Below are 24,215 nucleotides of genomic sequence, written 5' to 3'. Positions count from 1 at the left end.
GTGGCAGTTACAGGCGCGAGGTCTGGTCGCGCTGCTTGCGGCGTTCGTTGGCCTGGCGCGAGCGCCGGCGTGGGTCCTGGTCGTCGGCCTGGGGCAGTTGCGCCGGGTCGGTGAGGCGGCCCAGGTGGCTGGCCAGGGCGGTGAGGCTGGGGTGGTCGAACACGTCGGTCACCGCCAGTGCCAGGCCCAGGCGCTGGTTGAGCAGGCGGCGCAGGCGGATCAAGTCCATCGACGAGGCGCCCAGCTCGAAGAAGCTGACCGTGGTTGGCAGCTCATCGCGGCCCAGCAGTTCGCCAAGCAGTTGGCCGAGGGTGGCCAGCAGGCCGGCGTCGGCCTCTGGCTGGGACGGGGCCTCGGTGACGGTGGGCCGCGCCGCCGCGCTTGCCGGCCAGCGGTTGGCCGGCATGGCGCTGCGGGCCGGGGTGTCCCATGCCGACGGGTCGCTGGCCAGGCGTTGCAGCAAGCTGTGGTAGGCGCTGAACATGGCGTCTAGCAAGCCGTCGGGGAACAGGCCGTCGACCGAGTCCCAGTTGAACACCAGGCAGCCTTCGCGCTCGACCACTTGCTGGTCGATCCACACCTGCGGGGTTTGGCTGATGCCGTAGCCGAACTGGCCGAGCCAGTCTTGCCCGGCGTCGTCAGCGGCCACCCCCAGGCCGCTGGTGAATACCACCGGCATGGCCACCGCATCCAGCCGTCGATTGCGCCGCGCGGCCTCGCGCAGCACCCGCACGGCGGAAACCTGCATGTGTTCGAGGTCGGCCCACAGCTGGCGCTGGAGCTGGCTGGCGCGCTCGGCGAAGGGCACCGCGCCTTCGCCTTCGAAGGCCAGCAGCACCAGCGAGGTGAAGTCGCCGACCACCTGGTCGATGTCCGGGTGCACGGCCGGGCGGTTGAACAGGGTCAGGTTGAGGGTCAGGCGCGGGTCGGCGGACCAATGCGCCAGAACCTCGCCATAGGCGCACAGCAGCAGGGCATTGGCGGTGACGTTGCGAGCGCTGGCAGCGGCCTGCAGGGCCTGCCACTGGGCCGGTTGCAGGCGTGCTTCGCGGCGGCTGAAGTGCGGCGGGCGCACCTGGCGTGCGGGGCCGTCGTGGCGCGGCAAGGCGGGCCCTGCCGGCAACTGCGCCAGCTTGCCTTGCCAGTAGGCCAGCGAGCGCTGCCAGGACGGGCGCAGCTCGAAGCGTTCGAGCAGCAGCACGTAGTCGCGAAAGCTTGCGCGCAAGGCGGGCAGCACCCGGCCAGGGTGGCGCGCCAGGCTCGACCATTCGGCCAGCAGAATGCGCATCGAGCGGCCGTCGCACACCAGGTTGTCCAGGCTGATGCACAGGCGCACGCGCTCGCCTGGCAACTGCGCGGCGCGCAGGGAGAACAGCGGCCATTGGCGGGTGTCGGGCACTTCGTGGGACAGCTCCAGGCGCACCACCTGTTGCCAGTCGTGCAACTGCTCGCGGCTGGCCGTGCGCAGGTCGGTGCAGGCGATGCGGTAGGCCGGCACCTGGGCCAGGATGTGTTGCAGGCCGTTGTCGTCGATTACCGCGCGCAGCATCTCGTGGCGTTCGACCAGCGCCTGCCAGGCGTGCTCCAGGGCGTCGAAGGCCACCCCGTCGACGTCCACCTCGGCATACAGGTGGGTCGATACGCCGCCCAGCTCGAAGCCTTCGTCACGGCCAATCCAGTAGGCCTGCTGCACGTCGGTGAGGGGGAACGGCGCGTGGCGCTCGGCTGGGGCGGCGACCAGCGCCGGCAAGCGGTCTTCGTAGGCCGGGGCGGCCGCCACACGGGCGGCGAAGTCGGCCAGGCGCGGGTGGTCGAACAGGTCCGGCAGGGCGACCTGGGCATCCAGTTCGTGGCGCACCCGCTCGATCAGGCGCACCGCCACCAGGCTGTCGCCGCCCAGGTCGAAGAAGTGGTCGGCAGCGTCCAGGCCTTGCACGCCCAGCAGTTGTTCCCAGATCTGCAGCAGCGCGGCGGGCACCTGGCTGGTATCGCCTGCGGCGCGGCGGCCACGGTTGCGCCGTTGCGCGGGGTCCGGGTGGGGCAGCTGCTGGCGCATCACTTTGCCGGTGGCCGACAGCGGCAGGGCGGCCAGGGCGGTGATGGTCTGCGGCACCATGTAGGCCGGAAGCAGGGTGCTGAGGTGGTCGACCAGCTTGCGCGGGGCGAAGCGCCGGGCCTGGGCCGGGTGCTGGGCGAGCAGCAGGTGCATGCCGGGTGCCGGGCTGGCGACGCTGGCCGCCTGGGCCTGGGCGAAGCCAGCTGCGCCCAGCGCCGCCGTCCACTGTTCGGCGCCCAGCAGTGCCTGGCCGCTGGCCTGGCGCTGGTCGGCGAAGTGCTGGTAGCCGCCTTCGAGCAGGGCCACGGTGGCCAGCTGGAAGTCGCTGTTGCGGGTGATTTCCGGGGCAGCCAGCACGCCACCTGGGGCCAGCAGGCTGGCCAGGTTGGCCAGCAGTGCGGGGATATCGCGGCTGCGGTGCAGGGCGTTGAAGGCGATCACCAGGTCGAAGGTGTGCGGTTCCAGGCCCTGCAAGGCGGGTGGCTGATCGGGGTCGAGCACCCGGCAGGCCAGTTGCTGGTGGGCCGGCCAGTTGCCGTGCTCGAACTCGGCGCGGGCTTGTTCCACCAGCAGCGGTGCGGCGTCGCTCAGGGTGTAGTCCAGCGCGGTGCCCGCCAGCAGGGCCAGCAGTTCGCGGCTGGCCACGCCGCTGCGGCCACCGATTTCGACAATGCGCGGTGCCCGGCCCAGGGCCTGCGCGGTTGCTTCGACCACCTTGGCCAGCGCCCCGAGGGTGGCTGGCCACAGCGGGTTGAGGCGGGTCATCTGCTCCGGTGCCAGGGTTTGATCCACGCCATAGAACAGCTCCAGTGCATTGGCCTGGCCGCGCAGTACGGCCAGGCGCTGCTCGGCGCCTTCGCGCAGGCGCAGCAGCACCTGGCGTGGCAGGCCACAGGCCTCGGCCAGCGGTTGCAGGCGTGCCCATTGCTCGGCACTGGCCGGGCCGTGTTCAGGCAGCAGGGCCTGCCAGCGCTGGCCCAGGGCCTCGAAGGCCGGGGCTGTGGCCAAGGCCTGCCAGCCACCGGCTGCGTTCACCGTGTCACGCATCAGCAAGTGGCCGAGGTCGTCCATCAGTTGCCAGAAACCCGCCAGGCCGGTGGGCGCGGTGGGCCAGCTGGGGGCATCGCTGGCCGCTTGCCACTGGGCGGCGCAGGCGGCCGCGCTGCAGCTCAAGGTTTCATGCAGGGCCGGGTCTTGCTCGCGCAGCACCACCCAGGCCGCCAGGCGCTTGTTGCCGCGGGCCGGGCCAATGGCGTCGACCACCGCCTCGCGCACCCCGGGGTGGCGCAGCAGGGCGCTTTCGATTTCACCCAGCTCGATGCGGTTGCCGGCGATCTTCACCTGGAAGTCGCGCCGGCCCAGGAACTCCAGGGTGCCGTCGGCCCAGTAGCGGGCCAGGTCGCCGGTGCGGTATAGGCGCTGGCCGTCATGCGGGTGCTCGAAGAAGCTGGCCGCCGTGCGCTCGGGGTCGTTCTCATAGCCCAGGGCCAGGCCCACACCGGTGATGTAGAGGTCGCCGGTGACGTGGTCGGGGCGGTCGTGCAGGTGGCTGTCGAGCACCCGGTAGCCCTGGTTGGCCAGGGGGTAGCCGTAGGGGATGGAGGTCCAGTGCGCGGGCACCTCGTCGACTTCGAACCAGTTCGACCAGATCGACGCCTCGGTGGCGCCGCCCATGGCGACCAACGCCGATTGCGGCGCCAGCTGGCGCAGGCGGCCCGGCAGGTTCAACGGGATCCAGTCGCCGCTGAGCATGGCCCGGCGCAGGGTGGGCAGGCTGCCGCCAACGGCGGCCACCTCATCGAGCAGCAGTTCGAGCAAGGCAGGCACCGAGTTCCACACGGTGATGCCGTGGCGCTCCACCAGCTCGCGCCAGTGCGCCGGGTCGCGCACCCCGGCCGGCAGTGGCAGCACCAGGGCGGCACCGGCGGCGAAGATGCCGAACAGGTCGTACACCGACAAATCGAAATACAGCGCCGACAGGCCCAGCACCCGGTCGCTGGCCTGGATGGCGAAGCGCCGGTTGATGTCGAGCACGGTGTTCACCGCGCCCCGGTGGTCGATCAGCACGCCCTTGGGGGTGCCGGTGGAGCCGGAGGTGTAGATCACGTAGGCGTGGTCGGTGGGCGCGCGGGGTACGTCCGGCGCTTGGTCGGCATAGGCCTGGGCGGCGTCCTCGCTGGCATCCATGACACTGACGGCAAGCTCGGCAACCAGGGCCTGGACGATCGGCAGGTGGTCGGCCTGGGCCATGGCCACGCGGATGCCGCTGCCTTGCACGATGGCGGCCAGGCGCGCCGCCGGCACATCGGCATCGACCGGCACGTAGGCACCGCCCACGGCCTGGATGGCCAGGCAGGCGGCCACCTGTTCCGGGCCTTTGCGCATCACCACGGCCACTCGCTCGCCATGCATGACGCCCTCGGCCAGCAGGCCGTTGGCCAGGCGCCGGGCCCAGCTGGCCAGGGCCTGGTAGCTCCAGCTGGCGCTGTGGGTGAGCAGGGCCGGGGCGTGCGGGGTACGCAGCGCCTGGTCGAAGAACAGTTGGTCCAGGCAGCGTTCAGGCAGCGGTGCGGTGCAGGCGTTGATGTGCGCCCGTACGGCCTGCTGGGCGGGGGGCAGTTGCGCCGGGGTGGCGGCTTGCCACAGCGCCGGTTGTTCGGCCAGCTGCTCCAGGCGCTGGTTGTAGGCGGCGAACATGGCGTCCAGGGTGCCGGGCTGGAACAACGCCTCGACTGCATCCCAGTTGTAGATCAGCGCGCCTTCGAGTTCGCAGGCCTGGTGGTCGAGCCACACTTGCGGGGTTTGGCTGATGCCGTGGCCGACGACGCCCAGCACGCTTTCGGCGGCGGCGCCCTTGGTCGGGTCGCTCATGCCCAGCTGGCTGGTGAACACCACGGGCATGGCCAGGGTGTCCTGGCGCTCGCGGCCACGGTTGGCTTCGCGCAGCACATCCACGGCGCTGAAGGCGCGGTGCTGCAGGTGTTCCAGTACCTGGCCGTTGACCCCGGCGGCGCGTGCAGCGAAGGCCTGCTCGGCGCTGAAATCCAGCGGCAGCAGGGTGACTGCAGTGAAGTCGCCGAGCAGCCGCGACACGTCCGGGTGCCAGGGCAGGCGGTCGAAGATGGTCAGGTTGAGGGTGAAGCGCGGTTCGCTGCTCCAGGCGGCCAACACCTCGCCGAACACGGTAATCAACAGCGAGGCCGGGGTGCAGCCAACGGCCGCTGCGCGGTCGCGCAGGCGTTGCCAAGTGGCTGCCTCCAGGCGGTGCTGACGGCGGCTGAAGGTGGGCTTGGCCTGTTGCCGGGCGCTGTTGCGCAAGGGCAGTTGCGGGGCTGGCGGCAGCTCATCGAGCGCGTTCAGCCAGAACTGCCGGGCCTGCTCGCGCTGCTGTTGGCGCAGCGGGTCGTTCAGGCGCGCCAGGACATAGTCGCGGAAACCGATGGCGAAGGGCTGCAGGCCGGCGGCCTGGGTATCGTTGCCGGCCTGGTAGAGGGCGGCCAGTTCTTCCCAGATGATCTGCCCGCTGGTGGCGTCGTTGATCAGCATGTCGATGCCGATGTGCAGGCGCACGGCGCCCCCGGCCAGGCGCGTGGCGCGCACGTCGAACAGCGGCCACTGGGCGCAGTCCAGCACTTGGTGCGACATCTGCTCGCGCCAGGCCAGGCAGTGGGCGTCACGCTCGGCGCTGCTGGCCGCGGCCAGGTCGGCGACCTGCAGGCGGTAGTGCGGCACCTGGTCGAGCACGCGCTGGCGGCCGTCTTCGCCGATGACGATGCGCAGGGCGCCGTGGCGTTGCACCAGGGTGTTCCAGCAGGCTTCGAGCAGGGCAAGGTCCAGGCCTGCGGCGGCGTCGGCTTCAAGGTAGGCGTGGCAGGCCACGCCGCCGAGTTCGTAGTGGCCTTGGCGGCCGATCCAGTAGGCGTGCTGCAGTTCGGTCAGCGCGAAGGGCTGCGCCGCGTTGCTTGGGTCGGCGGTGATGGCCGGCGTTTCCACGCTTGCCCGGGCGCCGGCGTGGGGCAGTTGTTCGACCAGGTAGTCACTGAGCCCGCGCGGGGTGCTGCGCTCGAAGATCGCCTTGAGTTCGCAGCGCACGCCCAGGCCGGATTCACAGCGGCGGGCGAATTCCATCACCAGGATCGAGTCCATGCCCAGCTTGAGCAGTTCGGTATGGTCTTCCAGGCGTGCCGGGGCGATGTGCAGGGTGCGCGCCAGTTCAGCGACGACGAAGGCGTGCACGGCGTCGGCATCGAGCACCTGCTGGCCGTCGCTGCCCTGGCTGCAGGCGGCGGGGGCCGGGTGTTCGGCGCAGCGGCTGAAGGTGGCAGTCGGGTTGTACAGCGACAGCAGTGGAATGAACTGCTGCCAGTCCACGTGCACGGCCACATGGTTGCCGCTGGCGCCCGCGGCCAGCAGCGCCGACAAGGTCGCCAGGTAGCGCGGCGGCGCCAGCCGGGCGATGCCGGCCGAGCGCAGCAGTTGCAGGAGCGAGGCGTCCACCTCGCTCATGCCGGCGCCACCGCCCCACGGCCCCCAGGCCACCGACAGTGCCGGCAGGCCCTGTTGCTGGCGCAGGCGCACCAGGGCGTCCTGGAAGGCGTTGGCGGCGCCGTAGGGCACCTGCAGGCGCGAGCCCCAGATGCCGGAGATGGAGGTGAAGCAAACGAAGTGCTCCAGCGCATGTTCCTGGCTGTGCTGGTGCAACAGCCAGCTGCCGCGGGTTTTGGCCAGGGTGACCTGTTGGCAGCCGGCTTCGTCGAGTTCGGCCAGGGCGCTGAAGCGGCTGGTGCCGGCGCAGTGCCAGATACCGGCCAGGGCCGGGCCGCCCTGTTGCTGCTGGGCATTGAGGGTGCTGAAGGCGTCGGCCACGCTGGCGGCATCGGCCAGGTCGCAGTCCAGGTGCTGCAACTGCACGCCCTGGCCACGCAGCAGTTCAAGCCGCGCCTGCCAACCGGCCGGCGCCTCGCGCCGGGCCAACAGCAGCAGGTGGCGAGCCCCATTGGCCACCAGCCAGTCGGTGGTGTGGCGGCCCAGGGCGCCGTAGGCGCCGGCCACCAGGTACAGGGCGTTGGCGCGCAGGCGCAGTGGGGTATCGGTGGCTACGGGCGCTTCGGCGGTCAGGCGTGGGCGCTGCCATTGGCCCTCGCGCAGGGCCACGGCGTCTTCGTTGCCGAACTGGCCAAGCGCCTGGGGCAGGGCGGCGGCCAGCAGGGCCGGGTCGCGGGCGCTCAGGTCCAGTTGCAGCCAGCGCGGGCCGGGGTATTCCAGCGACAGCGGGCGTGCGGCACCGGCCAGGGCGGCTTGCAGGGGGTCACAGGCCTCCCCGGCCAGGGCCTGGGCCTGGAAGGTCGGCAGCAGGATGCGCGGTTTGCCACCGGCGCGCTGCAGCCGTTGCAGCGCTTCGGCCAGTTGCCAGACGTGGCGCGAGGTTTCCAGTTGCTCGATGCAGGCGTCCACCGCGCCCAGGTAAATCAGCAGGTGTTGGTCTTCGACCCGCTCGGCATGGGCCGGCCAGGCTTCCAGGCTCAGGTGCTGGCACTCGAAGCCGGTCAGTTGCAGGGCCAGGGCGCTGGCAAAGCCGGCGCTGCCGCCCAGCAACCAGCAGCGTGGCCGTTCGCTCAGCGCGTGCGGCTCGAACACTTCCCACTGCAGCTGGTACAGCGCCACCGGTGCCGGTGCGGCGCGCTCGGGTTGCGGTTGCAGCGGCAGGGGCGTGCGCGGGGCGTCTTCGTCGTACTCCAGCCAATAGGGCTGGCGCTCGAACGGGTAGCGCGGCAGCGCCCGTGGCGACAGCTGCGGGCCGCGCCACAGGGCCGCTTCGTCGAAGTGCTGGCCCGCCTGGTACAGCGTGGCGCAGGCCTCCAGCAGGCTGCGGGCGTCGTCCTGGCCGCGGCGCAGGCTGGCAACGCAGGGGGTATCGGCCAGGCTGCGCTGGGCCATGGGCGTCAACACGGCGTGGGCGCCCATTTCCAGCAGCAGGTCGCATTGCTCGCTGGCCAACGCCAGCGCTTGGGCGAATCGCACGGGCTGGCGGGCGTGGGCCACCCAGTAGTCGGCATCGGGCGCAGCGTTCAACGCGGCCCCGGTGAGGGTGCTGATGAGCGCCACCATGGGCGCCTGGGCATCGAGGTTGGCGCAGGTATCGCGCCAGGCATCGAGCATCGGGTCGAGCAGCGGCGAATGGAAGGCATGGGACACGGCCAGTGGCCGGGCATGCACCTGGCGCTCGGCAAGCATGGCTTCCAGCGCTTGCAGGGCGCTGCTGGCACCGGAGAACACCACGTCCTGTGGGCCGTTGCAGGCGGCGATGGCCAGGCGCGCGCGCTGGGCCTCGGGCAATGCCGCGAGCAGGCTTTCAGCCTCGGCCTGTGGCAGGCGTGCGGCAAGCATGCCGCCGGGTTCTTCCAGCGCCTGCATCAGGGCACCGCGCCGGGCGATCAGCCGCGCGGCCACGGCCAATGGCAAGGCGCCGGCCAGCACCATGGCGGCGAACTCGCCAATCGAATGGCCCACCATCACCCGTGGCACCACGCCGAAGCTGCGCCACAGCTCGGCAAGGGCATAGCCGACCGCGAACAGTGCCGGCTGGGCCCAGGCGGTCTGTGCCAGGCGCGGGTCGTCGGCGGCGTGCATGACGGCGATGATCGATTCGCCCAGGTGCGGCTGCAGGGCCTGGTCGACGGCATCCAGGGCCTGGCGGAAGGCCGGCTCGCGGGCATACAGGCCGGCGCTCATGCCGGCGTACTGCGAGCCTTGGCCGGTGAACAGGAAGCCTACACGTGGCGCCTGGGGCTGCGCTTCGCTGCCCTGGCTGGCCAGGCGCAGCAGGCCTGCGCGCAGCTCATCAGCGCTTTCGGCCACCAGCGCCGCCCGGTACGGCAGGTGATCGCGGCGCCGGGCCATGGCGTTGGCCAGGGCCTGCAGCGGTAGCCCGGCGCGCTCGGCACAGGCGCTGGCCAGTTCGCCAAGCGACTGGCTGCTGCGCGCCGAGAGCACGAACAGCGCCGGGCCGTGCTCGGCCGCCACGGGTTGGCCGGTGGCGGGTGCCTGTTCGAGGATGACGTGGGCGATGGTACCGGCAAAGCCGTAGGAGGTCACCCCGGCCCGGCGCACGGCCTGGCGCTGGGGCCAGGGTTCGCTGTGGCTGGGCAGGCGGGCGGGAATGGCCTGCAGGTCGATGGACGGGTTGAGCTGCCGCAGGCCCACCAGGGGCGGGATGCGCCCACGTTCCAGGGCCAGCACGGTCTTGACCACCCCGGCAGCCCCCGCGGCGGCTTCCAGGTGGCCGATGTTGGTCTTGACCGAACCCAGCCACAGCGGGTCGTGGCCGTCGCGGCCACGGAACACGTCGGCCACCGACTGGTACTCGATGGGGTCGCCCAGGCGCGTGCCGGTGCCGTGCATTTCCACGTAGTCGATGTCGGCCGGGGCCAGGCCTGCGCGTTGCAGGGTTTGCTGCAGCAGGCGCCGCTGGGCATCGCCGTTGGGCGCCGACAGGCTGCTGCCGGCGCCGTCCTGGCGCACGCAACTGGCGCGGATCACGGCCCGCACGGGGTCGCCATCGGCCAGGGCCTGGGCCAGGGGCTTGAGCACCAGCACCACGCAGCCTTCGCCGCGCACATAGCCGTCGGCGCGGGCGTCGAAGGTCTTGCAGCGCCCGTCGGCGGCGAGCATGCCGGCCTGGGTCAGCACCTGGTCGACCTCCGGCAGCAGCTGCAGCTTCACCCCGCAGGCCAGGGCCAACCCTGAGTCGCCCCCGCGCAGGCTCTGCACCGCCAGGTGCAGGGCGCTGTGGGACGCCGAGCAGGCGGTGTCCACGGCCATCGAGGGGCCTTCGAAACCAAAGCAGTACGACAGCCGCCCGCAGGCGGCGGCGAACGAGGTGCCGGTGCCCCAGTAGGCATCGAAGTGCTCGGCTTGCCCGGAAATGAACGGGATATGCCCGTAGTCGCCGGTGCCAATGCCCACGTACACCGCCGTGTCGCTGCCGCGCAGCTGCGCCGGGCGCTGGCCGGCATCTTCCAGGGCGTGCCAGGCGGTTTCCAGCAGCAGGCGTTGTTGCGGGTCGGTGTTGATCGCCTCGCGGGCCGACATGCCGAAGAACGCGGCGTCGAACTGCTCGATACCCTGCAGGTAGGCGCCGAAGCCGGGGATACCTTCAGGGGTGCGAAAACGCGCTGCCGGCATCGGGCCGATGGCGCTGGCGCCCGCTTCGAGCTGCTGCCAGAAGGCCTCGTCGTCCTGCACTTCGCCGTCGCGGCCGGGCAGGCGGAAGGCCATGCCGATGATCGCCACCGCTTCAGTGTCGGCTACGGGGCCGGGCGCAGCTGGCGCCGCTTGCGCAGCTGGCGCCTCGGTGGGTTGCAGGCGCTGTAGGATCCACTCGGCAAGGTGATTCAGGGTGGGCTGTTCGAACAGCAGTTCATCGGCGGTTTCCACGCCGAAGGCCTGCCCGGCGCAGGCGGCCAGGCGCACCGCCGACAGCGAATCCAGGCCGTGTTCGAACAAGCTGGTGTGGGCCGCCAGGTTGCGTGCGGCCACCGTGCCGAGAATGGCAGCGGCCTGTTCGGCCAGCCAGCCAACCAGCTGCTCGCGGCGTTGCGCCGGGGGTAGGGCGAGCAGTTCGGCGGCCGCCGGGGTGTGCTGGGCCGGGGTGGCTTGTGGTTGGGCCAGCTCATCTTGCCAGGTGACCTGCAACTGGCCGTTCTGGTAGGCCTCGCGCACGGCCTTGCGGCGAACCTTGCCGCTGGTGGTGCGCGGCAGGGTGCCCTTGCGGATCAGCACCACCGCTGCAGTGGCCAACTGGTGTTCGCTGGCGATGGCGGTGCGGATGGCCTGGGCCACGGCGGGGTAGGCCACGGCGTCGGCGGGTTTGAGCACTTCCTGAACGATCACCAGGCGCTCGTCTTCGCCGCCGTCGCACACACCGAAGGCGGCTGCGGCGTCGGCCACGCAGGCGCGGTGGGCGGCGGCGCTGGTGGCTTCGAGGTCGTTGGGGTAATGGCACTGGCCGCGCACCAGCAGCAGGTCCTTGTGCCGGCCCGTGACATACAACTGGCCCTGGTGCACGAAGCCCATGTCGCCGCTGCGCAGGAAGTCGCGGCCTTGGTCGGGCACGGTGCGTGCGGCGAACACTTGCCGGTTCAGCTCTGCCTTGCTGCCGTCGGCGTCCCAGTAGCCGGTGGCAATGCACGGGCCGGCCAGCCAGATCTCGCCCACCTGGCCGTCCGCGCACAGGGTGTGGCTGTGCGGGTCGACGATGCACAGGGCCTGGCCATCGAAATCATGGCCGTTGCCCACGTAGCGGCGCCAGCCTTCAGCCAGCGCGCCGTGGGCCGGGCGCACGTTCACTTGGCCGTGGGCCAGGGCCTGGCTGTCGACGTCGAGCAGGCAAGGTGCCTGGGTGGCGGTGTTGGCTGAAACCAGCAGGGTGGCTTCGGCCAGGCCATAGGCCGGGCGCAGGGCCGCTGCCTGCAGGCCGCAGGGGCCGAAGGCGTTGAGGAAGGCGTCGAGCTGGCCGGGCAGCACCGGTTCGGCGGCCGGCATCAGGCAGGTGATCGCGCCCAGTTCAAGCGTGGCCAGGCGGCCCGGCTCGCGTGCGGCCTGGTCGGCGCACAGGCGCAGGGCGAAGCTTGGGCAGGGCAGCGCGGTGGCATGCTCGGCGGCGGCCAGTTCCAGCCAGCGCAGCGGGTCGGCCATGAATGCCATGGGCGCCATGTACACCGCGCGGTTGCCCTGGGCCAGCGGCAGCAGGATGCCCATGATCAGCCCCAGGTCGTGGAACAGCGGCAACCAACTGGCCACCACTGTGTCCGCGCTGCAGCCAGTCAACCGAGACAAGAACGCCAGGTTGGCCATCAGCGCGCCGTGGCGGTTGATCACACCCTTGGGCTCGCCGGTGGAGCCGGAGGTGTACTGCAGGAAGGCGATGCTCTGGCCGTCGATGGCCGGGCGTTGCCACTGGGCATCGTGGGCACCGTCCAGCTGTTGCACGGCCAGGCCGTGGCGGCTGGCGAAGGCGGCCAGGTCGTCGGCACAGGCCTGTTCGATGGCGCTGCTGGTGATCAGCGCACGGGCGCGGCAGTCGCGGGCGATGCCGTCGACCTTGGGCAGTACCCGGCGCACCCGGGCCACGCCCGGCAGGTTGACCGGCACGCCGATCACCCCGGCGTACAGGCAGCCGAGCAGGGCCACCACATAGTCGAGCCCCGAGGGGAACAGGATCAGCGCGGTGTGGCCGGCAAGGCCCTGTTGCTGCAGGCCGGCGGCGCAGTGGCGCACGCGCTCGGCCAGTTGCCGGTAGCTCAGGCGCTGGCCGGGGTCGCCGGCCTTGCCGGCAAAGTACAGGGCCGGGGCGTCAGGGGTATGGGTGGCATGGTGTTCGAGGCTGTCGACCAGGGTCGGGAAGCCGGGCAGGGTAGGTACCGTCTGGGCTTTCATGCTGTCTTCCTTTGGGCATCGCGGGCGATGCTGACTGGTTGCCGCCCCGTTTTCGGGGTAGGCGGTTCCTGCGCGGCCACCGGTGGGGGCCGCGTTGTTCGAAGGGCGGGGCGAGCGGTTGAATCAGGCCAGGGCGTTGTCCCGTGGCCGCAGGCGCCAGTGGCGGGTGGCCTGTTGCTGGGCCCAGAAGCGTGCATACAGGCCGCCAGCTGCCAGCAACTCGGCGTGGGTGCCGCGCTCGGCGATGGTCTGTTGGTCCAGCACCAGGATTTGCTGCACCTGGGTCAGGGTGTAGAGGCGGTGGGCGATGACGATCACCGTCTTGTTGCGGGTCAGGGCGTTCAGCGCCTGGGTGATGGCGGCTTCGTTGTCGCTGTCCAGCGCGGCGGTGGCTTCGTCGAGGATCACGATGGGCGCATCCTTGAGCAGGGCGCGGGCAATCGACAGGCGCTGGCGCTCGCCGCCGGAGAGGTCCAGGCCCTGGCCGAGGCGAGTCTGGTAGCCGTCGGGCAGGGCCATGATGAAGGCATGGCAGCAGGCGGCGCGGGCGGCGGCTTCGAGCTCGGCGTCGCTGGCTTCGGGGCGGGCGATGCGCAGGTTGTTGGCGACGGTATCGGCGAACAGGTGGGTGTCCTGGAACACGAAGGCGATGCGGGCCAGCAGGTCGTCCTGGCGCATCTGCCGCACGTCCACGCCGCCAATCAGCACCTGGCCCTGGTCGGCATCGTGAAAGCGGGCCAGCAACTGCGCCAGGGTGGTCTTGCCTGCGCCGCTGGCGCCCACCAGGGCGGTGATGCTGCCGGCTGGCGCGTCGAAGTCGATGCCGCGCAGCGCCACGGCGCCGCCTGGGTGGCTGAAGTGTAGGTTGCGCACCTCGATGCCATGGCCCTGGGGTTCACGGCTGCTGGCAGGTTCCGGCAGGCAGGGTACCTGCAGCAGGTTTTCGATGCGCTCCAGGCTCTTGCGGTAGAAGGCCAGTTGCGCCATCAGCGTGGCCGACTCGCCCAGCATGGCGAAGAACCGGTGCGCCAGCACCAGCGTGAGAATCAGCGACGCCGGTGCCAGCTGCCCTTGCACGGCCAGGTACACGGCCAGGCCGAGCAAGGCCAGCAGGCCGATTTCCAGCAGCACGGCGAAGCCGACCGCGAGCAGCCCGGCCACCACCTCGATGCGAATCGACAGCCGCCGAAGTTGCAGCATGCTCGCCTGCAGGGCACCGAAGCGCTCGGCCGACAGGCCGAAGGCGCGGATCACCTTGATGCCCTGAACGAACGCCAGCAATTGGCTGGCCACGCTGGCGCGCTGGGCGTGCTTGGCCCGGCTCATGGCGGCGAAGCGCTGGCGCAGGGCGGCGGCCAGCAGGCTGCCGGCCGCCACCGCAAGCAGCGCCACCAGGCCCAGGCGCCAGTCCACCAGCAGCATCAGCGCGCCGCTGAGCACGGCAATGCCCAGGCGCCCGAACAGCTCGCCGGTGAGGTGGGTGAAGGCTTCTTCGACCTGGGTGGCGTTCTCGCCCAGCACGGCGCTCAGTTCGCCACTGCGGTTGCGGCTGTGAAAGCCCAGGGGCAGGCGGCGCAACTGCGCGGCCAGTTGCAGGCGCAGGTCGCAGAGCATGCCGGTGCCCCCCAGAAAACCGCCCAGGTTCGACGCCAGGTTGCAGGCCAGCTGCAAGGCCAGGCTCAGCAGCAAGGCCAGGGTCAGCCAGCCGAGCAGCGCGCCGTCCAGGCGCTGGGCGAACAGTTCGCGCAGGGCGATGTACAGCACGCCATAGGGCACGGTGGCGAACAGCGCTTCGCCCAGGCGCCAGCCGATGCTGCGCCACACGCGCGGGGTGTCGGGGCTTTGGGTGATACGGAAAACGGCCAGGAGCATGTTCATGGGCGTGCCGCCTCCAGGGTCGGCTCAAGGGCAGGTGAATGGCCCAGGCGCCAGTTGGCGCTGGCCTGCTGGGCGTGCCAGAGCTGCTGGTAGAGCGGCTCGGCGGCCAGCAACTGGGCATGGCTGCCGCGGGCACGGATGCGTCCGGCTTCCAGTAGCAGCACCTGGTCGGCGTCAACGATGCTGGCCAGGCGGTGGGCGATCATCACCACGGTGCGCCCGGCGGTGAGGGTGCCGAGGGCCTGGAGGATCTGCGCTTCGTTCATGGGGTCGGCAAAGGCGGTGGCTTCATCGAGCACCACGATGGGCGCGTTGCGCACCAGTGCCCGGGCAATCGACAAGCGCTGGCGTTCACCGCCCGAGAGCCGGGCGCCGCGTTCGCCGAGCACAGTGTGGTAGCCCTGGGGCAGGGCCTGGATGAAGTCGTGGGCCTGGGCCGCCTTGGCCGCTGCAATCACCTGGGCCTCGTCGATGTCGCTGCGGCCCAGGCGGATATTGTCGAGCACGCTCTGGTCGAACAGGTGCACCTCCTGCATCACGAAGGCCACCTGGTCGTGCAGCTCGCCCAGGGGCCAGGCGCGCAGGTCGCGGCCTTGCAGGGTGATACGGCCTTGCTGCACGTCCCAGAAGCGCAGCATCAGTTGCGCCAGGGTCGACTTGCCGGCACCGCTGGGGCCAACGATGGCGGTGAGGCTGCCGTGGGGCAGGTTGAAGCTGATGTCGTGCAGCACCTGGCCGCCCTGGTCGTAGCTGAAGCCCACCTGCTCGAAGGCCAGCGCATGTTCGCTGTCGCCGGCGGGCAGCTGGGCCTGGCTGGCCAGTTCGGGGGCGCGCAGCAAGGTCTGCACACGGTCATTGGCCGCCTGCACCAGGCGCATCAGGTTGCCGAAGAAGGCCAGTGCGAACAGCGGCCGGGTAATGCCCAGGCCTAGCAGCAGGCACAGGGTGAAGGCCTGCAGCGTGAGGCTGCCGTTGAGGTAGAAGTAGCCGCCGATGGGCAGGATGAACAGGCTGTTGGCGCCGATCACCACGGTAAACGCCGACCAGCCGGGCACGGTGCTGGCGACCATGCGCCCGATCACCGCGCGGTAGGCGTCCAGGGCGTTGTGCAGGCGGCCGGTGGCGTGTTCGCCGCGCAGGTAGGTCTTGACCACGGCGATGCCCTGCACGTAGTCGACGATGCTGGCGGACAGTTCGGCATTCACCTCGCCGTATTCGGCCATCACCTGGGGAATGCGCTTGAACAGCGCAATCTGCACGGCCAGGGCCAGTGGCACGGTGGCCAGGGTTGCCAGGGCCATGCGCCAGTCCAGCCAGAACAGCGCCACGGCGCTGGCCAGGGGCAAGGCCAGGGCGGCGGCGCTGTCGTTGAGGTGGTGGGCGATGAACTGCTCCAGGCGGTCGATGTCTTCGCGCAGCACCTGGTTGGCCAGGCTGGCGGTGCGGGCGTCGATCCAGCCCAGCGGCAGGCGGGTCAGCTTGTTGGCCAGGGCCAGGCGCAGGTCGTGCAGGCTGTCGAAGGCGGCCAGGTGCGACAACACCCCGCCACTGCACAGCAGCAGCCAGCGCAGCAGCATGGCCGCGCCGCAGCCGATGAGGATCGGCAGCACCTCGGCGAAGGGGGCGGCGCTGCCTTGGGCGTAGGTGACCAACACCAGGTACAGGGCGATCAATGGGGTGATCGACAGCACGCCGGACAGCGCGCTGCACAGTGCAGCAACGATCAGCCGGCGGCGCTGCTGGCCGACCAGGGCCAGCAGGGCGGCGAAGCCGGTTTCATGGGTGGGGGTGGGTTCGGTCATGGGCACTCCGCAAGCGTGCGTTCGGCCAGCTGGCGCAACTGGGCCTGAAGCAGTGGGCGCTGATCGCGCAGGAAAAAGTGTTCGCCATCGATCTGGGCCAGGCTGAAGCCGGCCTTGGCGCAGCGTTGCCAGCCGTGCATATGGCTGGCTGGCACCAGCTTGTCGCGCAGGCCGGCGATGCCATGCACGGGGCAGTGCAGCGCCGGCAGGTCGTGGCGCTGGTAGCGGCAGGCGAGTTGGAAATCGGCCAGCAGGGTGTGTTTGACCGCCGCCAGCAGCGCCGGGCTTGCCAGTACCTGGGGCGCGGTACCGCCGAGCAGGGCCAGCAGCGCCGGCAGGTCGGTGCCGCGCAGTTCGGCCACCTGCAGCAGGCGCGCCAGGCGGGCACTGACGGCCATGTCCGGTGGCGCACTGGCCGACAACCACAGGGCGGCGGGTGGGGTGGCTTCGGCCTGCAGCGCCAGGGCCAGCTCGTAGGCCAGTTGGCCGCCAAGGCAATGGCCGTAGAGCACGTAGGGCGCCTGGCGGCCTGCCAGGTGCGGGCGCAGCTGGGCCAGGGCCCACTGCACCCAGGCGGCCATGTCGGGCAGGGGCGAGTGCTGGCGGAAGCCTTCGCGGCCTGGCAACTGCAGCGGGCAGAAGTCCATGGCCGGGCTCAACGTCTGGCGCCAGCCGGCGAACAGCGAGGCGCTGCCGCCACCGAAGGGGAAGGCGAACACGCTCAGGCGGCTGCGCTCGGGCGCTCCTTGGGGAAACACCTGGGCAATGGGGTCGATGGCCACATCCGCGGCTTCAGCCACCGGCAGCGTTGGCTGCGGCCAGTGCCAGGCGGGGCCTGGGTGGTCGCGGGTGGGGCGGGTGTCGCGCTGCAGGTGCACGGCGCGGTAGCGCAGTTGGCCGTGTTCCAGGGCCTGGGCGGTGCGCGTGCGGCCTTCGACGAAGGCCTGGTGGATGAAGTCGTCCTCGGCAGAATCGCCGGGGGCGGCCTGCGTGGCCGAACGTGCCAGCTGCTGGGCCACGGGGTTGCTCAGGTCGAGGTTGCGGGTGCACACCAGGCCCTCGGCGGCGGCCTGTTCCAGCAGCAACTGCCAGGCGTCGTCGCTGAGCAGGTCGGCCAGCACCAGCAGGCCGCCTTGGCGCAGCACCCGGGCCGCGCCGTGCAGCAGGTTGGCCGGGGCGTGCAGGCCTTCGCACAGTTCCACTGCCAGCAGCAAGTCGCAGCTGGCAGCGGGCTGGGGCAGGTGGCAGGCATCGGCCACCTGCCAGCGCACTTTCAGCGTGGCGAACTGGCGCCGGCAGGCGGCGATCTGCTCGGGGCACACATCGATGCCGGTCAGCGTGGCCGCACCGCCCCGGCGCGCCAGGGCGGCCAGGGCGCCGCCGCGGCCGCAGCCGAGGTCGAGCACCTGGCGCCCGGTAAGCGTCACGCCGTCCAGGGCGGCCCACAGCAGCGCCTCTTGCGGTTGGGCGGCGGGGATGCCGTGGCATAGCCACTGCAGTTGAGGGTCTAGTTGCAGCGCCTGGCTCAATTCGTCCAGGCGTGCGTACACCAGCCGGGTCAGGGGCACGGCGGTGGTCATTGGCCAGGTTCCACGGCCGCGCTGGCGCGGGCCTGGCAACGCGGCGCCAGCACCAGGCCGAGCAGGGCCAGCACGCAGGCAACGGCGAAGCTGGCGGCATAGCCGTAGTGATGGGTGAACTGGGTGGCGCCCAGGCCCAGCACCAGGGCGCACAAGGCGTCGGTGCATTGCAGCACGGAATAGTCGGTGCCGGCCTGGGCCGGGGAGGCCCAGTCCATCATCAGGCTGTAGAGCACCACGAAGCCCATTGCCATGCACAGGCAGAAGGCCAGGAAGATCGCGGTCAGCAGCGCCTTGCTGGTGGCCGCGTGGCTTTCCAGCGCCAGGTAGCCCAGTTGCAGCAGCAGGTAGCAGAACAGGCTGGCGCGCACCATGCGCTTGCGCCCGACCCGCTCCAGCAACAATCCGCCCAGGCAGGCACCGGCGATGCCCGACAGGGCGATGCCGCTGCTCGACAGCAGGCCAACCTGCAGCACGTCGAAACCGCGGTCGACCAGGTAGGTGAGCATGATCGCGGTGAACCAGCGCACCGGCGCCTGGAAGCTGACCACGCAGGCCATGCCCCAGCGCACCGCCGGCCGTTGCCAGGCTCGGCGCAGGCTCGGTGGGTTGCCTTGTAGCGGGGCCGGGTTGGCCGGCAGCGGCAGGGCGCGGCGGCGCAGCAGCCAGGCGGGCAGGGCGCACAGCGCCAGCAGCGCCGCCAGGTAGAGGGTGGCTGGCGCCCAGCCGCTGTGGCTGGCCAATGCTACCCACAGCCCGCCGCCCAGGATGTAGCCCAGGTAGCTGCCGCCGATCTGCATGATGTTGCCCATGCCGCGCTGGGCGGGGGCCAGGCTTAGCACTGCGGTGCCGTCGGTGACGATGTCCTGGGTCACCATCACCAGCATCATCACGCCGAGCAAGGCCAGCAATGGCACCAGGGAAGTAGCCGGGGGCAGGGCGATGGCCAGCAGCATGCCCAACACCAACAGGCCTTGCAGCTTGTTGGCCAGGCGCAGGCGGCCGCTGGGGCCGTTGCCGGCGACTCGGTCGGTGCGCGCTGCCCACAGGAACTTGATGGCCGTGGGCAGGAACAGCAACGACAGCAGGCCGATCTTGTCCAGGCCCACGCCCTGGGCGCGCAGCAGCACCGGCAGGCCTTCGTGGGCCAGGCCGCTGAGCAGGCCCTGGGTGGCATACAGGCCGCCAAAGGCGGCGAGCAGGCCAGCCAGGGACGCCGGGCGGCGCCCTGTGACAGCGATACCAGGGGTATGCTCGGTCATGTCAGAAGCTCAGGTTCAGGCGCACGCCCGCCAGGCGGCCTTCACCCACCTGGTAGGCAGTGCCGATTGGCGCACCGGCGTCGAAGGCGTACACGGCATAGGTTTTGTCGGCGAGGTTGTCGACGTAGAAGTCGGCGGACAGGTTGCGGTTCACCTGCCACGACACGCCCGCGTCGAGCAGCGAGTAGCCGCCCTGGACCATGGTGTTGGCTTCGTCGAAATAGGTTTTGCCGATGTACGACACGCCCACGTGGGGGATCAGCGCCATGCCGTTACCCAGTTCGAAGGCGTACTCGGCGGCGAGGTTGGCGGTGCTGCGTGGGGCGTAGGGCAGGATGTTGCCCGACAGGTCGTTGCTGGAGGCGCCGGTCGGGTCCTGGTAGTGGCGGAACTCGGACTTGTTCACCGCCACCCCGGCCTTGACCCGCAGGGCTTCGGTGGCCTGCCACTTGGCGGTCAGGCTGGCGCCGCGGGTGCGGGCATCGCCCACGTTCTGCAGGTACTGGCCTTCGACCGGGCCTACCGACAGCTGGTAGTCCTTGATTTTCATCAGGTAGGCGGCGCCGGCCAGTTCCAGGCTGTTGTCGAACAGGTTGGCCTTGAAGCCCACTTCGTAGTTGCGCGCTTTTTGCGGCGAATAGCTGAAGTCGATGTTTTGCGGGGTGACCGCGCGGGTGAAGCCGCCGGCCTTGAAGCCGGTACTGAACAGGGCGTACACCGACACGTCATCGGTGAGCTTGTAGTTGATGCCAAGCTTGGGCGAGGTGGCGTTGTCGCGTTTGTCGTTGTCCATCGACAGTGCGGCAAAGCGCGTGTCGACGTCGGTGCGCTGTTGCTCGAAGCGGATGCCGGGGGTGATGTCCAGGCGGTCGGTGGCGTGCCAGGTCAGCTCGCCGTAGGCGGCGTAGGAGCGGATGTCCTGGTGCGAGTCCAGCGCGTACAGCGGGATCTGGCGCTTGAAGTCGAGGTCTTCGGCGTACAGCCCGGTGACGAAGTCGAAGGTGTTGCCCGGTGCCTGGCGCGAGGCCAGGCGCAGTTCCTGGGAGATGGTGCGTTGTTGCTCGGGGGTGTAGCTGCCGAACACGGTGCGTTCGTTGTCGCGGGTTTGGTAGCCGGTGAGGGCGCTGAGCACCATCGGGCCCAGGTCGTAGTCCACGTGCAGGCCGTAGCTGTTGGTGGCCAGGCGGTAGTGCGAGGCCATGGGCAGCACGCGGCGCGCGTCTTTGTTGCCGTTGACGATGAAATATTCCTCGTCGGAGTGGGTGACGTCGCGGGCGGCAGTGACCATCACGTCCAGCGGGCTGCCGTCGGGGGCGTAGCGCAGGCGCACGCGGCCATTGCTGTCGTCGTTGTCGCCCAGGCGGGAGCCGGTGTACATGTCCTTGAGTTCGCCGCGGTCGTCGCGGGTGCCGACGGCGATGTCACCGAACAGCGCACCGGGTACCAGCGGCCCGCTGGCCATCAGTTGCACGCCTTGGCCGCGTTTGTTGGCATCGACGGTGGCGTCCAGGCGGGCCTGGTCGTCTGGCTTGCGCGTGACCACGTTGACCACGCCACCGACGGCGCCGCGCCCGTACAGGGTGCCTTGCGGGCCGTAGAGGATTTCCACCTGCTCAAGGCCCTGGGGCAGCAGCTGCGAGAGCAGCGCCTGGTCTTGCGGCAGGCCGTCGATCAGCAGCTGCGCGGCGGGGTTGTAGAAGTCTGGCGAGGACTGGCCGCGGATGGTGAAGTTGTCGAACGCGCGGGAGGAACGTTGGCGAATGTTCACGTCGGTGAACACCCGGTCGAGCTGGTCGACCCGGTGCAGGCCGCGCGGCAGGATTTCGTCGGCGGTGGCCACGTCGGCCGCGCCGGCGATGTCCTGCAGGGGCTGATCGCGCTTGGTGGCCTTGACGGTCACGGCGGGCAGTTCGACGCTGTTGGTGGTGGTGTCGGCATGCACCGGAGCGGCCAGGGCCAGGGTGAGCAGCGACAGCGGGTAGGGCAGGAACGTGGTTTTTTTCATGTTGGCAGATCGTCTATTTTTGATAATAAGAATGATTATTATCTGGGCGGCGGCGATCTACCCCATTCGGGAATTTACGGTCCCGATCGGGAAAACTTCATCTTAGGGGGCGTCCTTGACGCCTTTGACGCTGGCCGGGGTCACCCCGTGGATGCGCCGGAAGGCGGCGGCGAACTGGCCGGGGTTGGAGTAGCCGACGAACTCGCAGGCCTGCAGCACGCTGCATTCGCCCGCTTCGAGCAGCGCGCGCGCCTGCTGCATGCGCACCCCGCGCAGGTACTGGGCGATGGTTTGGCCGGTGGCGGCCTTGAAGGCCGACTTCAGGTAGCACTCGTTGATGCCCACGCGCCTGGCGAGGGAGGCGATGGAATGGCTGTGGGCGAATTCGTCGTGAAGGATATCCCGTGCATCCTGCACCGCTACTCGCTGGCGCAGGGGCAGTTTCGGGCCCTGGCGCCAGGGCTTGTGGTCGATCAACTGGGCGAGCATCTGCAGCGCGGCGGCTTCGGCATGCAGGCGCCCGACGGTGGTGTGCATGGCGCTGGTGAGCAGGGTACTGGCGGTGGCCATGCCCAGGTTGTGGCACAGGTGTTCGCTGTCGAGCAGCAATTCGGTGCCGTGCGGGCCGCCGATGGTTTCGGCTTGGTCTTCGAATAGCTGTTCCAGCAGTGGGGTAGGCACTTCGATGGAGACACCGCTGAAATGGCCGACCATCTCGCGGTTGAAGGTTTGTTGTTCGCTGGCCTGGCGGAGCATTACCCCGGCACCGCGGTAGACCGTGGGCTTGCGCTGCTCGGGCACCTGCAGGTGCAGCTCGCCGGCGACCATGATCTTGATGGTCAGGCATTCGGGGGGCTGTACGTAGTGGTCTTCGAAGGTGCCGGTGAAGTCGTATTGGCCGCGGGCGAGGGTGATGCCATGGGCGATGCGGTGCAGGTCGGTCCAGCCGCTGCCGTGGTGGCGGGGCAGGTCGAAGCGGGCGTAGCCGGGGTCGATATCGTTGAACGGTGAATCTGCGGGGGGGCAAGATGGGGTCGGCACAATCTATCTCCCAGAAACCAAAGCGCTGATGTACCCGGTGGGTGAAATAGGCCATCCAAGGCCTTGGGGCACGCATCAAGGATAGGGATTTTTTACAAATTGTAAATGATAATGATTAGCGTTGTGTAAGCGTTTGTAGGCGATCTGCCAGCCCGCAGGGCTGCGCTGTCGCACAGGGACCATTGCCCGCAATCGCGCCGCAATCCCGTGTAGGAGCGGGCTTGCCCCGCGAACACCGGCGCAGCCGGTGCCATGCACCGCGGTGCTTGCTTCGCGGGTCAAGCCCGCTCCTACAGGATTAAATTCGCTTTTGCTTTCGCTTTTGCTTCTAAGCGCACGGTAGCTCAGCAAACGCAGATTGCGACCTTAGGAGGCCGAGCGTAGGCCTTGCGGAGGGAGGTGACGGGCATGGATGCCCGTCAAGCGCTGGGCCCCAGGATGGGGCCTGCAGCGCGGTCCTCCCGGGAGCAAGGCCGGAGCGAGGGAACCCCGAAGCGCAGCGTAGGGGCCGGATGTGGGAGCCTGTACGGGTCACTCACATGGGTTACATAAAAGTTCACTCACATAGGTGACACCTTGAGCGTCACATAGCCATCAACGGCATCACGCGCATCAATCCTACCGAGGATGATGGGACCGACAATAACATCCCACACCCCCTCTCCAATTTGCTCCAGCCCAATGGTCTGGTGCTTCAACACGTACCCTACATAGATCCTCAAACCACAGCGATTGACGATGCCGCAGCTGTCAGCTGACAAGCTCTCGACATGGCTGGGATAAGTCATCTCAGGCAGCTTTTCAGGGAATGGGCGCGGCGAAGCTTGATAACAGGACGCCGGTGTTCTTTGTTTCAACGCCTCGTGCAACCGCTCGTAATTGTAATGCTGCCGAAATCGATCAAAGTGCCGTTGTTGAGCCTCCCATGCCACTGCCGGCGGTGAGGGAAGCGTGCTCTTGAGTGTCCGGTGCATACGCTCGTGCCGGCCATTCTGTTCAGGCCTGCCTGGTGCAATGCGCTCGGGAATGATGCCCAAACGCAACCACCAGATCGACAGTTGGGAAAGGCCTGCGCGTCCCTTGCTGGCGAACGGTACGCCATTGTCGGTGCGGATACGCTCAGGCAGGCCATTTTCACGGAATACTTCGGTGAACACTGCCTGCGTTTCCAGGAAGTTCGTGTTAGCCATACTGTGACACGCAAGCAAGAAGCGACTGGCGTGATCCATGATCGTCAACGGATAGCACCAGACACCTGCTCCTGTGAGGAACTGCCCCTTGTAGTCGGCACTGAACAGCTGATTGGGCGATTCCGCTTTCTCCAGTGGCTTGGGATAGATGGCCACGCGCTGACGTAAACGCCGCGGCTTGATCAGTTCGGCTTTCTTGAGGATGTTGTAGATCGCGGTCTTTGAGGGGGGCGCCTGATCAGGAAAGCGCTCCTGCAACGCTACCTGGATTTTCTTCGGCCCAGGCACCGTCTCACCCTGGCCGCGTAATTCGACAATGGCCTCGCGGACCGCGACGGGCACAACCCATTCCTGGGTCAACCGACGCCGGCTGCGCTCCTCCAAGCCTGCGGGGCCCTCTTTCTCGTATCGCTCGACCCATTTGTAGCCAGTCTTTCGACTGATCTCGTAGGCCTCACACAGGGCGCTGAAGCTAGGTGGCCCCTGTAGGTAGTCGGCGATGAAAAGCATTTTCAGGTCCATAGGTGTTAGCTCTCGCCACGGCATGGTCAGATCCTCGAAAACCGACCTTGCCAGTTAAAGACTGTTACCTATGTGCGTGAACTGATTTGTAACCCATGAGGGTGAGTCATACCAGCCAGCGTTTTTTGGTTACTTTTTGTCGCGTCTGACAAAAAGTGACTCTCCGTAAGGGCGAAAAGGTGAATAAGCGTCGCCATCGCAAATGAATGACTCGCGTGAATCAAAACCGGCGCGATCCAGGTTTTTGATCTTTTGATCTTTTGATCTTTTGATCTTTCGATCTTTTGCTTATCGAATGAAGCCAACATTCATTGGCGATGGCGGCGCACAGTCACCTTTCCGCCCTTACGGCGGGTCACTTTTTGTCAAACGCCCCCCGTGTCAGGCTACCTGTCGCCTCTATTGATTGACTCAATCCTCCAAGGGGGCGAAGGTGCAAGGT

8 protein-coding genes are annotated in these 24,215 nt (G+C 69.0%); all 8 read right to left on the bottom strand.

Features of this window, described 5'->3' with window-relative positions:
- Positions 1-7 precede the first annotated feature (7 nt).
- Complete coding sequence (locus F3J44_RS22045; protein ID WP_167276062.1) at positions 8-12,493, bottom strand: non-ribosomal peptide synthetase/type I polyketide synthase; 12,486 nt, start codon at positions 12,491-12,493, stop codon at positions 8-10.
- Positions 12,494-12,616: 123 nt separating this feature from the next.
- Positions 12,617-14,371 (bottom strand): ABC transporter ATP-binding protein, encoded by a 1,755-nt coding sequence (locus tag F3J44_RS22040; RefSeq protein ID WP_167276059.1) that lies wholly within the window; start codon positions 14,369-14,371, stop codon positions 12,617-12,619.
- A complete protein-coding gene (locus F3J44_RS22035; RefSeq protein ID WP_167070680.1) occupies positions 14,368-16,173 on the bottom strand; it encodes an ABC transporter ATP-binding protein in 1,806 nt (601 codons plus the stop codon). Before F3J44_RS22035 ends, F3J44_RS22040 begins: the two co-directional genes overlap by 4 nt.
- Positions 16,170-17,753, bottom strand: coding sequence for a thioesterase domain-containing protein (locus F3J44_RS22030; protein WP_167276057.1), 1,584 nt, complete (start codon positions 17,751-17,753; stop codon positions 16,170-16,172). Before F3J44_RS22030 ends, F3J44_RS22035 begins: the two co-directional genes overlap by 4 nt.
- The gene (locus tag F3J44_RS22025; protein WP_167276054.1) at positions 17,750-19,015 is read right to left on the bottom strand and encodes an MFS transporter; all 1,266 of its coding nucleotides are present in this window, start codon (positions 19,013-19,015) and stop codon (positions 17,750-17,752) included. Before F3J44_RS22025 ends, F3J44_RS22030 begins: the two co-directional genes overlap by 4 nt.
- A 1-nt stretch (position 19,016) precedes the next feature.
- Positions 19,017-21,020 carry a TonB-dependent receptor gene (locus tag F3J44_RS22020; protein WP_167276052.1) on the bottom strand — a complete coding sequence of 668 codons (2,004 nt, stop codon included), beginning with the start codon at positions 21,018-21,020 and terminating at the stop codon, positions 19,017-19,019.
- A gap of 102 nt (positions 21,021-21,122) precedes the next feature.
- Positions 21,123-22,061, bottom strand: a complete 939-nt coding sequence (locus tag F3J44_RS30410) for an AraC family transcriptional regulator (protein ID WP_167276049.1) — start codon at positions 22,059-22,061, stop codon at positions 21,123-21,125.
- A gap of 560 nt (positions 22,062-22,621) precedes the next feature.
- Entirely contained in the window at positions 22,622-23,761 is a 1,140-nt protein-coding gene (locus tag F3J44_RS22010; RefSeq protein ID WP_205300053.1) for an integrase core domain-containing protein, read from the bottom strand.
- Positions 23,762-24,215: the final 454 nt, after the last annotated feature.

Source organism: Pantoea sp. Tr-811 (genome assembly GCF_011752535.1).
Lineage (GTDB): Bacteria > Pseudomonadota > Gammaproteobacteria > Pseudomonadales > Pseudomonadaceae > Aquipseudomonas.
The sequence above is the reverse complement of the archived record's forward strand: the minus strand, read 5'-3'. Positions and strand labels throughout refer to the sequence as shown.